10 protein-coding genes, 1 tRNA gene and 1 riboswitch are annotated in these 10571 nt (G+C 69.6%); of the genes, 6 read left to right on the top strand and 5 right to left on the bottom strand.

Going from position 1 to position 10571, the window contains the following annotated elements; all coding sequences use genetic code 11:
- Positions 1 to 176: 176 nt before the first annotated feature.
- Positions 177 to 719 carry a 2'-5' RNA ligase family protein gene (locus ACIA3K_RS23315; protein WP_396803665.1) on the top strand — a complete coding sequence of 181 codons (543 nt, stop codon included), beginning with the start codon at positions 177 to 179 and terminating at the stop codon, positions 717 to 719.
- Between the two features lie 269 nt (positions 720 to 988).
- Here ACIA3K_RS23315 and ACIA3K_RS23310 read toward each other — a convergent pair whose 3' ends face one another.
- Positions 989 to 2101, bottom strand: coding sequence for a helix-turn-helix domain-containing protein (locus tag ACIA3K_RS23310; RefSeq protein WP_396803663.1), 1113 nt, complete (start codon positions 2099 to 2101; stop codon positions 989 to 991).
- A gap of 365 nt (positions 2102 to 2466) precedes the next feature.
- Between ACIA3K_RS23310 and ACIA3K_RS23305 the strand changes: the two genes are divergently transcribed.
- Together ACIA3K_RS23305 and ACIA3K_RS23300 are read left to right on the top strand one after the other, a co-directional pair.
- A complete protein-coding gene (locus tag ACIA3K_RS23305) occupies positions 2467 to 2817 on the top strand; it encodes a hypothetical protein (protein WP_396803661.1) in 351 nt (116 codons plus the stop codon).
- Positions 2818 to 2965: 148 nt separating this feature from the next.
- Complete coding sequence (locus ACIA3K_RS23300; RefSeq protein WP_396803659.1) at positions 2966 to 3397, top strand: hypothetical protein; 432 nt, start codon at positions 2966 to 2968, stop codon at positions 3395 to 3397.
- A gap of 69 nt (positions 3398 to 3466) precedes the next feature.
- Here ACIA3K_RS23300 and ACIA3K_RS23295 read toward each other — a convergent pair.
- Positions 3467 to 3540 (bottom strand) — tRNA-Gly (locus ACIA3K_RS23295).
- Between the two features lie 203 nt (positions 3541 to 3743).
- Between ACIA3K_RS23295 and ACIA3K_RS23290 the strand changes: the two genes are divergently transcribed.
- Positions 3744 to 4730, top strand: a complete 987-nt coding sequence (locus ACIA3K_RS23290; protein ID WP_396803657.1) for a zinc metalloprotease — start codon at positions 3744 to 3746, stop codon at positions 4728 to 4730.
- Between the two features lie 76 nt (positions 4731 to 4806).
- Here ACIA3K_RS23290 and ACIA3K_RS23285 read toward each other — a convergent pair whose 3' ends face one another.
- Positions 4807 to 5355 (bottom strand): pyridoxamine 5'-phosphate oxidase family protein, encoded by a 549-nt coding sequence (locus ACIA3K_RS23285; RefSeq protein WP_396803655.1) that lies wholly within the window; start codon positions 5353 to 5355, stop codon positions 4807 to 4809.
- Positions 5356 to 5432: 77 nt separating this feature from the next.
- Here ACIA3K_RS23285 and dcd point away from each other — a divergent pair, with 77 nt between their 5' ends.
- A complete protein-coding gene (dcd, locus tag ACIA3K_RS23280; RefSeq protein WP_266247661.1) occupies positions 5433 to 6011 on the top strand; it encodes a dCTP deaminase in 579 nt (192 codons plus the stop codon).
- 59 nt (positions 6012 to 6070) lie between these two features.
- On the opposite strand, the gene ACIA3K_RS23275 is transcribed toward dcd, so the two are convergent.
- The gene (locus ACIA3K_RS23275) at positions 6071 to 7048 is read right to left on the bottom strand and encodes an NlpC/P60 family protein (RefSeq protein WP_396803653.1); all 978 of its coding nucleotides are present in this window, start codon (positions 7046 to 7048) and stop codon (positions 6071 to 6073) included.
- Between the two features lie 75 nt (positions 7049 to 7123).
- A riboswitch (cyclic di-AMP (ydaO/yuaA leader) is annotated at positions 7124 to 7259 on the bottom strand.
- 235 nt (positions 7260 to 7494) lie between these two features.
- On the opposite strand from ACIA3K_RS23275, the gene ACIA3K_RS23270 reads away from it, so the two are divergent.
- Positions 7495 to 9450: an N-acetylmuramoyl-L-alanine amidase gene (locus tag ACIA3K_RS23270; RefSeq protein ID WP_396803651.1), complete on the top strand. Its 1956-nt coding sequence runs from the start codon at positions 7495 to 7497 to the stop codon at positions 9448 to 9450.
- Between the two features lie 58 nt (positions 9451 to 9508).
- Here ACIA3K_RS23270 and ACIA3K_RS23265 read toward each other — a convergent pair whose 3' ends face one another.
- On the bottom strand, positions 9509 to 10522 hold the full coding sequence (locus ACIA3K_RS23265) for an NlpC/P60 family protein (RefSeq protein ID WP_396803649.1): 1014 nt from the start codon (positions 10520 to 10522) through the stop codon (positions 9509 to 9511).
- Between the last annotated feature and the right edge of the window lie 49 nt (positions 10523 to 10571).

The raw sequence follows: 10571 nt of genomic DNA, 5'->3' as shown, positions 1-10571 counted from the left end.
ACTCAACGACCGCCCCCGCATGACCCTGAGCTGGGCCACCCCCGGCGAAAAAATGGCCCAACTCCTGAATGTTGCAACCACCGGTTGAGCCCGCCTGACTCAACGGAAACTGTCCAAGATCTGCAATCTGCGGCTGCGGGTAGACGAGCACCGGCCATCATCGGAAGACTTCCGGGATGGACCCGACACAGACGGCGCTCATCGTGCCGATACCCGAGGCCGAGGAAGCGGTAGGCCGGTTTCGGGACTCTCTCGACCCGGCGGCCTCCTGGGGCGTGCCGGCACACGTCACCGTTCTCCACCCGTTTCTAGCGCCACAACAGATCGACGATCAGGTCCTGACCGTGCTGAGCGAGACCATTGCCGGTACACCGCGGTTCGACGTCGCGCTGACGCACATCGGCTGGTTCGGCGACACGGTCGTGTGGCTCGCACCGCAGCCGGACCGCCCGTTCGTGAACCTCACCACGGCGGTGTGGCGGCGGTTTCCCGAGACCGCCCCCTATGCCGGGGCGCACACCGATGTGGTGCCGCACCTGACCTTCGGCCAGGACGCCCCCAAGCCCACATTGAGCCACGCCGCGGAGACCGTCTCGGCACAGCTGCCGATCCGCGCGGCCGTCGACATGGTTCGCCTCATCGCCGGCACGCCGGGGCTGAGACCTTGGCGTACCGTCTGCGAGTTCCCCTTGGGCGCGCATGAAGCCGCCGAGAAGTAGCGGGGACGGGCCTCTGCCCCCACCCGATGACCTGACGTCGCTGGTCCTGCGTGTTGACTTCACCGCGGACGAGGCGTGGGAAGCGTTGAAGGATGCCCTCACCGCTGGCGACACTCGCCCGCACGCAACCTTCGTCAGCGCCCGCCGACCCTTGCATAACCCACCTGCTGTTTTGGAGGCGGTGAGGCGGTGACCCCAGCGCGGGACTCAGCAGCCGCTGCCATCCCGGACGGACCGCTCCTCCAGGCCGCACGCCGACCGACTGACGTTCAGCCGGCCGCGATGGTGCTCTCGTTTCCGCGCCGGTGGCCACCACCGGCACGCTCGACCTCGCGGAGCATCAGGGCAAGGCTCTGCGACCGGCGTTCGGCTGGGAGGGCTTCCCACGCCTGGCGGGCGTAGACGACCCCGCCGACCCGGTCGCCAGCTTTTGCCATCGTCAAGCCCCGGTGCAGCTCGATGTGCGTCGCGAATCGGGGTAAACCCGCCGGCCGCGTCCGGTCGGCCTCCTGCTGTGCCTCGCTGCCCGGTCCGAGCATGCCGAGGCGGGCGTACAACATGCTGCGGAAGGTCGCCATGCGCCACGGCGGCACGGCGGTATCCGAGACTTCACCGTCGGGCGACGCAACGTGATCGAAAACCCGTCGAGCCTCGGTGTCGTGCAAGATCGCCCCATCCTCGTCGCCACGCCCGGCTGCGACGTGCGCCTGCGCCATGAGGGCCTGAACGCGCCCGAGTGACGGCCGGTCGGACAGCGCGATGGCCTGTTCGGCATAGCGCCGGGCGGTGGCCAGCGATGCCCCTTCGTAGCCAAGGGCTATAGCAGCCCTTCCGCGTACCCACACGCGCACACCGAGGTCGTCGGAGCGGTCAGCGGCCGTTGCCGCGAGGTCGTACCAGCGGATTGCCTCGGCGGGATTGGACGTGGTCTTGCCATAGGTCACGAGCGCTCGCGCTGCGTGCGTCCACATGCGCGGTGTGTCGAGGTGCTGCTGAAGAATCACGAGGTCGCTCGCGAGCCGCGCCTGAAGTGCCGCCGCGCCTACGGCCATGTAGTCCCGCCCGTATTGGTCGACTCGCTCGCGCCAGTCCTCCTCGGCCCCTCGCCCATCAAGGGCTGCGCTGAAGCCGGCCCGGATCAGCTCACCGGCTACTACGGGGCCGACGGCACCCGCCGCGAGCCCGAGCACCTGTCGACGGTTCACGTCACCCTCCCCGAGTGCCCGCGCGTAGGCGAGAACGATGTCAGGCGTAGCGGTCCGTCGTCCTGCCTCGACGTTGCTCAAATGCGAAGCCGAGTAGCACGACCGCGCCGCCACCGAGGCGAGCGAAACGCCGGCCTCGGTGCGAGCTTGACGCAACTGCCCGCCTAGATCTTCCACGGGTCCCCCTGCTGAAAGCCGCTGAAAGCATCGACCTACTTCCCAGCGTAGTCCTGTCATCGCAGGCTGGAATCAGACGGCACGGCCGGCAGGGACCCGAACCCGGCGGACGTGTTCGTACCGGGGCCGCCCTGTCCGGCGAGCACTTACGGGGCGGCCCCCTTCCCAAGACGACAGCGCGAAGGAGGCACCGTGCGTTTCTCGTTGTGGCGCAGAAACCCTGTCCCGAAGGTGCCTGCACCTCGTTCTGCCCCGCGACTTCCGGCCTGGGTCACGGCGCATACCGAGGCGTTCCGGATTGACGAGGTCGGCCGGGTGGGTCGCCTGACCCGGGCTCAGGAGTTCCGGGCAAACGGGGGTCGGGAATGATCTCCGGGCAGGTTTCCGTCCCCGAGCGAGGGCCGGTCGCGGACCGTCCGCGCCGGCACGGCCAAGCCCTGCCGCACACGCCGCTACGACCGCACTGGGCGTGCCGCGCCGACGGTCAGCCGTGGCCGTGTGCGACGGCACGACTCATGCTCAAAGCCGAGTACGAGAGCAAGATGCCGAGCCTGTCGATCTACCTGGCTGGGCTGCTGTACGAGGCGATGCGCGACCTCTACCACCTCAACCCGCACGACGGGCCGAGCCCGCGAGCCCTGTTCGACCGGTTCGTGGCATGGGGACCGTTCCGCAAGCCGATCGTCGAGCCCGCGACGTCGAACAGCGGCGCCTAGATTCCCGCTGGCCGCCGTCCTGGCCAACCGGCAGCCACCCGGGCGCACCGAGCACAACCGGCGCGGGGAACGCATCTCCGCACAGCGAGAGCTTGACGGCCCTCACCCCGACCTGTCTCCCGGAAGTCCAGATCTGGACCTGCTCCGGGTGACCCTGAAAGCGCTCCAGGGCACCCCGGCCCCGCCCGGGACCTGGTTCACCCCGGCCGGACGACTCGGATTCGCGTTGCCCGAGATGGAAGGCCGGATGCTCGTTCACTCCGACATCAACCCGACCAACCTCATCCTCACTCCGGCAGGGATACGCGTCGTCGACTGGGCATGGACGACCGAGGCCGCTGCGTGGGTTGAGCTGGCTCTGCTCGTGCAGTGGCTGATCGGCAGTGGTCACAGCCCCGCCCAGGCCGAGAAGTGGTTGGCGCAGTTCCCCGCCTGGACCTCGGTCGGGCGCGACACCCTCGACGACTTCGCTGCGCTGAACGCCGCGAAGTGGGAGGTCAAGGCCGGACAGAGCACAGACGGATGGGTGCACGATCTCGCGGCGTGGACCGGCGAGTGGGCGAAGCACCGCAGCTCATAACGGACGCAGAAGGCCCTTGATCCACGAAGGCCCTGGCGGGACGATTGTCCCGACCAGGGCCTTCGATCGTGGAGCGGGTGACGGGAATCGAACCCGCACTGTCAGCTTGGGAAGCTGATGTTCTGCCATTGAACTACACCCGCAGGCGGCACCACTGTACCCGAGTCGTCGCAGCCATGCACCCAGCCACCCCCACGCGCCGACCGCCCCCGTTCACCCCCGAAGAAGTTTCCAGACGGCAACATATGGTCGTTCTCAAATGCGTCGATGAGTTGTAACGTCTGCCACACGTTCCCAGCCACGGCGTGACATACCCCCTGCCGCGCCGCCAGAAAGAGGTGGGCCCATGGGACTCCGTCCCAACCTGCTGACCCGGCGTGTCGCCGGCGTCGCGTCGACGACCCTCGCGCTGCTGCTCAGCACCGCTGCGGTGGGCGTCGTTCCGGCCGCTTCGGCCTTCTCCGCGGCACCGGGTGGCACCTGCGCGGAGCCGGCCGACAGTCACGCCAACGCCCGGGCGAAGCCCGGTGCCCCCGCCCTCCACGAGCCCAACGAGCTGACCGCCAAGCAGGTCCGTGAGCGGGACGCCGACCTCGCGGCGGCGTTGCGTGAGCGCGCCAACTACCGGGCCGGCGCGGGTGCCACGACGCTGGCCGCCACCGTCACCATTCCGGTGGTGGTGCACGTGATCCAGGAGAACAGCACCCGGGCCGGCGGCAACATCCCCGACTCGATGATCACCTCGCAGATCAGCGTGCTGAACCAGGCCTACGCGGGCGGGACCGGCGGCGCGGCCACCGCGTTCGCCTTCCGACTCGACTCGATCAACCGGGTGACGAACCCGTCCTGGTACCCGATCGTCTACGGCTCGTCGGCGGAGCGGTCGATGAAGTCCGCACTGCGGGTCGGCGGCAAGAACACGCTCAACATCTACCTCGGCGAACTGAGCGACGACCTGCTGGGCTGGGCGACCTTCCCGCAGCGGAAGCTCAGCAGCACCGACGGCGTCGTCGTTCTCGGCGAGTCGCTGCCGGGCGGCACCGCCACCAACTACAACCAGGGCGACACCGGCACCCACGAGGTCGGCCACTGGCTGAACCTCTACCACACCTTCCAGGGTGGCTGCGGCGGCTCGGGTGACGGCGTCAGCGACACCCCGGCCGAGGCGTCGCCCGCGTACGAGTGCCCGACCGGCCGGAACACCTGCTCGGCGGCCGGCCTGGACCCGATCACCAACTTCATGGACTACACCTACGACTCGTGCATGTACCAGTTCACCACCGGGCAGGCGAGCCGCATGCTGACCGCGTGGAACGCGTACCGCGCGGCCTAGCTCTCCCCGCGTACACCAGGTGCCGGCTCCGTCGTCGACGGAGCCGGCACCGGCGTATCTGCCCCCAGGGCCGTGGTCAGGCGGCCGTGCACTGGACGTCGCGGCTGCGACGGGTCGGGCGCGTCTGCGGTACGGGGGATGGCGCGGCCGCCGCGGGCGGGGTCTGCGGATCGAGCCAGACCTGAACGGCCGGGCGCCCCACGGCGATGCCCAGGCCGTGCTGGTCGCGACGGGTCAGCATCGCCACGTCGACGGTGAACTCGAACAGCCGCCAGTCGGCCCTCGGCTCGGCCCGGGCGCTCTGTGCCAGCCGGGCGACCCGGACCGGATCGGTGACCGGCCAGGCGTGGCCCGCCACGTACGCCTCGTCGTCGCTCTCCTCCGGAGGGAACGAGTGCAGCGCGTATCGGCCGTCCCGTTCGAGGTCCCGGCGCTTCGGCGAGTCGATGATGAAGCAGAAGAGACCCTCGTCGGTGATGACCGGGGAGACCGGATGCACCCGGGGCCCACCGTCGGCACGGACCGTGGCCAGATAGCCGAAGCCCGGCCCGTACTGCTGCAGGAGAACGCGGATGCCGTCGGCGAGGTGGGGCTCGTCGGCGGCGAAATCGGACCAGGAAGCCATGCGAGCATTCTATCGAACAAATGTACGAGGAGCGACCTCGACACGCTGGTCACCGCCCACCTCGCTATGGTGGTCCGATGCTGCTCTCCGACCGTGACCTGGTCTCCGAGATCAAGGCCGGCACGCTGGGCCTGGAGCCGTTCGAGCCCACCCTGGTCCAACCCTCCAGCATCGACGTACGACTCGACCGGCTGTTCCGGGTCTTCAACAACCATCTCTACACCCACATCGATCCGGCCATGCAGCAGGACGACCTGACCTCGGTGGTCGAGGTGCCCGACGGCGAGCCGTTCGTGCTGCACCCGGGAGAGTTCGTGCTCGCCTCGACGCTGGAGGTGATCTCGCTCGGCGACCAGCTCGCCGGCCGACTGGAGGGGAAGAGCTCACTGGGTCGCCTCGGCCTGCTCACCCACTCCACCGCCGGGTTCATCGATCCGGGCTTCTCCGGGCACGTCACGCTGGAGCTGTCCAACGTGGCGAACCTGCCGATCACCCTCTGGCCGGGCATGAAGATCGGTCAGCTCTGCATCTTTCGGCTCTCGTCGCCGGCCGAGCACCCGTACGGCTCGGTGGTCTACGGGTCGCGTTACCAGGGTCAGCGGGGGCCGACGCCGAGTCGTTCCTGGCAGAACTGGCGCGCCTGGCCGACCCGTTAGGAGACGACGCAGGCCCGCCGCGAGCGGATCGCGACGGGCCTGACTGCGTCCCGCTCCGGTCAGCCGGGGCGGCCGTAGCTGTGGATGGGCCCGTCGTCGACCCTCTTCATCTTGACGGGCACACCGGCCTGGGAGGCGTGCACCACCCAGCCGTTGCCGACGTACATGCCGACGTGGTGGATGTCGCTGTAGTAGAAGACCAGGTCACCGGGGCGCAGGTCGCCCTTGCTGACGTTCTTGGTCACCCGGCTCTGCGCAGCGGCGTTGTGCGGCAGCGACACACCGGCCTTCGCCCAGGCGGCCAGCATCAGCCCGGAGCAGTCGTACGACTCCGGACCCTCGGCGCCCCACACGTACGGCTTGCCGATCTGGGCGCAGGCGAACTTGACCGCGATGCCGGCGCCGCCACCCGGGTAGCTGGCCGGGCAGGGCGCGGGACGCAGCGGACCGCCGCCGCCGCTGCCGTACACCTTGAGGCGCAGCTTCTGCAGCCGGTCGATCTCCTCGTTGATCTGCTTCTTCTTCGCCGCCAACTGGGCCTCGGTACGGGTCAGCTGGACGACCATCTCGTCCAGCGGCGCCTTCTGCCGGGCCAGCTCGTTGCGCAGGTCGGCGACCTGGCGGACGTCCTCCTGCTGGTTGTGGGCGAAGCGGTCGAGCATTTCGAGCTGACCGACCATCTCGCTGGGCGACCGGCTGCCGAGCATCGTGTTGACGGTCGACAGGTTCTCACCCATGTACGCGCGGACGGCCAGCGCGCTGACCTTGTCCATCGCGGCGTCGACCTGGCGCTCCAGCGGCCCGATGCGGGCGGCGAGCGCGTCGGCCTGCTTGCGCTTGAGGGCCAGGTCGGCCTGGGTGGCGTTGTGCCGCTCGATGATCGGTTCGAGCTTGTTCCAGTCCTCGTCGATCTGGCGTTCGATCTCGGCGACGGACGGATCGGCGTGGGCCACCGTGGCGCTGCCCGTCAGGACGACGGCGACGCCGACCAGGGCGGCGAGAGCGGTGGTGAAGCGGGACCAGCGTGTACGCGGCACGGTCGATGTCGGGTCGGCCGGAGCCGACCGTCCGGACGACGGCCGCGGGGCTTCAAGGGCCACCGGGTTCCGTACTCCTTCTTCCTGACCGCCTACCGGGTTAGCTGACGGGTTCGGGCGGGAAGTGGGCGCCCTACCGCAGGAACTGCGGATTCACCCCGAGGAACCTGGGTCCCCGGCTCGCTCGTGAGCGACTCGGCGGTGTCGGTCCGTTACCGCCCGGGGTGGGCAGACCTGCTACCGGGCCGACGAATGACCAGAGTAGAGACGGCCGTTACCGATCCGCAACCCGTGCGGCCGTGACACTCCGTACTGATTGCAGCGGGCCATCGAGCGGATGTGAAGATTTCCTTCTGTACGTTTCGAAACATGGAAAGGTATTGACGCGGACTCCCGGGCAGGACGAGGGTGACCGCACCGACACCAGTTCACATGTAGGGGGTTCGATGAAACGTCCGACCCTGCTCGCCGTCGCGCTCGTCACCGCCACGGCGGCCGTACCGCTGCCCGCCGGCCCGGCCACCGCGGCCCCCACCGCCGACCGCCAGCAGCAGTACGCCGCCGCCTCGACCGAGTACGGCGTACCCATCGACGTACTGCTCGGCGTCTCCTACCTGGAGTCCCGCTGGGACAGCAACGCCGGCACGCCGAGCACCAGCGGCGGCTACGGCCCGATGCACCTGACCGATGCCCGGCAGGTGGCCGCCCTACCCGGGCGCGGTCACCACGACGCCCCGGGAGAGGATCCGCGCGGCGACGAGTCCCGTCGTGCTCTCGCACCGACGCCCGCCACCGGGGACGCGCCGCCCAGCGCCGCGCTGCAGACCGTGGACGCCGCCGCCGCGCTCACCGGTGCCACCGCCGAGGCGCTGCGCACCGACCCGACGACGAACCTCCGGGGTGGGGCGGCGCTGTTGGCCGCGTACCAACGGGAGGTCGGCGCCCCGGTCGGAGCCGGCACCGACCCGGCCACCTGGTACGGCGCGGTGGCCCGCTATGCCGGCGCGGACAGCGCCGATGCGGCCGCGGCCTTCGCCGACGAGGTCTTCACCACGATCGGCGCCGGCGAGACGCGGGTGACCGACGACGGTCAGCGGGTCACGCTGCCGGCCCGGGCGGTACGACCCGAGCGGGCCTGGCTGGACCGACTGGGACTGCGGCGGCTCGCCCGCCCGGACGGGTTGGAGTGCCCGAGCACCGTGTCCTGCGAGTGGATCCCGGCACCCTACGCGGCGTTCGGCGACGGCGACTACGGCAACCACGACCTGTCCGACCGGCCCGCCCGGCAGAAGATCGAGTACATCGTCATCCACGACACCGAGGCGAGTTGGGCGACCACCCTGCAACTCGTCCAGGACCCGACCTACGTGAGCTGGCACTACTCGCTGCGGTCGGTGGACGGACAGATCGCCCAGCACGTCAAGACCAAGGACGTCGCCTGGCACGCCGGCAACTGGTACGTCAACGCCAAGGCGATCGGGCTGGAACACGAGGGCTTCGCCGCGCAGGGCACCTGGTACACGGAGGCGATGTACCGGACCTCGGCGAAGCTCGTGCGGCACCTCGCGCTGCGGCTGGGCATCCCGCTGGACCGCCAGCACATCATCGGCCACGACAACGTGCCCGGCACGACCGCGTCGACAGTCCGCGGGATGCACTGGGACCCGGGACCCTACTGGGACTGGACGCACTACTTCGACCTGCTGCACGCCCCCCGGCTGGACACCGGCACCCCGGCCACCGGGCTGGTCCGGATCGACCCCGACTACGCGACCAACCAGCCGGCGTTCACCGGATGCGTCACCCCGGGGACGCCGTGCGCGCCACGCGGATCCTCGTCGGTGGTGCTACGCACCGCACCGGCTCCGGACGCGCCGCTGGTCAACGACATCGCGCTGCGCCCCGACGGCACCCCGAACACGATGGACGTGTCGGACCACGGGGCCCGCGCGTCCGCCGGCCAGACGTACGCGCTGGCCGGTCGACAGGGCGACTGGACGGCCATCTGGTACCTCGGGCAGCGGGCGTGGTTCCACAACCCGGCGTCCGCGCCGACGGCCACCTGGACCGTCGGCATGGTGGTCACCCCGAAACCCGGCCGGGCCACGATCCCCGTCTACGGGCGGGCGTACCCGGAGCAGGCGGCCTACCCGGCCGGCGTGCCCTACCAGGCCATCTCACCGTTGCAGTACACCCTCGCCGCCGGCCAGCGGTACGCCGTCGGCGCGGTGCTGCCCGGCGAGTACTACCGGGCCAGCACGTTCGACGGCTCCTCGCCCGGCGACTGGACGGTGATCCGGGGCAAGAACCGGTACGCGCAGATCCAGTTCGGCCACCGCGTCATGTACGTCGACCTCGCCGACGTGCAGCTCCTGCCGTCACCGGTGGGCGCACCCCGCTGAGGAACCACGACGGCCCCCGGTCGAGGTGACCGGGGGCCGTCGTCGTGCGTGGTGCGGATCAGCCAGGTCGGCGGAACCCGGCGACCGGCATGGTGTTGATGCTGGACACCTGCACCGGTTTACCGGCGCGTGGCGCGTGCACCATCTGGTTGTTACCCAGATAGAGCCCCACATGGCTCAGCCCGGAGTAGAAGAAGACCAGGTCACCGGCACGGGCGTCGGCGCGCGAGACGGCCTTGCCCTCGTTCCACTGATCACCCGTGTGGTGGGTGAGGTAGATCCCGGCCGACTTGTAGGCGTACTGGGTCAGGCCCGAGCAGTCGAACGCGTTCGGGCCGGTGGCGCCCCAGACGTACGGATCGCCGACCTGCTGGCACGCGGTCCGGATCGCCTTCTGCGCCGCCGCGGAGACCACACCGTTGATGGTCGGGCAACCGGCGGTCTTGACCGTGGTCTTGGGCATCGACGCTTCGAGCTTCTTGATCTCGGCGTCGATCTGCTTCTTCTTGGACGCCAGCTCGTTCTGCTGCTTGGTCTGGGTGGCGATCAGGGCGTCCAGCTTCTGCTTCTCGCCGTCGTACTTGGCCCGGACGGCGAGCACACCCTCGACCTGCTTGCGCTCCTGAGAGGCGAGCCGGTCGAGGAGGGTGAGCTGCTCGGTGAGCGTGTCCGGCTTGGCGCTGACGAGCAGCGCGCCGATCTCCTGCGAGGGGCCCGACATGTAGTAACGGGAAGCGAGGTCGCCGACCCGGTTGAGTGCCAGCTCGCTCTGCAGGGCCAGCGGCTCGATCTTCTTCTGAAGTTCGGACGACTTCTTGCGGTTGACGGCGAGTTGCGCCCGCACCTTGTTGTACTTCTCGATCGTGGGCTCCAACTCCTCCCACTTCTTGTCGATCTGCGCCTCGATCTCGTCGACCGTCGGCTCGGCCTGCGCCGGCACGGCGATCATGCCGGCACCGACCGCGGCGGCGGCGACCAGCACGATCAGGCGACGTGCGACCCTGCGCAGACCACGCGGTCGAACGGGCGACCCTGGTGCGTGACGATGAAGGGGCATGGTTGCCACCGGCACCGACTCCTTTGCAACCGACCGCCGGGCGCCTCGCGTGAGGGAAGGGCCG

The sequence above is a fragment of the Micromonospora sp. NPDC051543 genome (genome assembly GCF_044454415.1).
In the GTDB taxonomy this organism is placed as follows: Bacteria; Actinomycetota; Actinomycetes; order Mycobacteriales; family Micromonosporaceae; genus Micromonospora.
The sequence above is the reverse complement of the archived record's forward strand: the minus strand, read 5'-3'. Positions and strand labels throughout refer to the sequence as shown.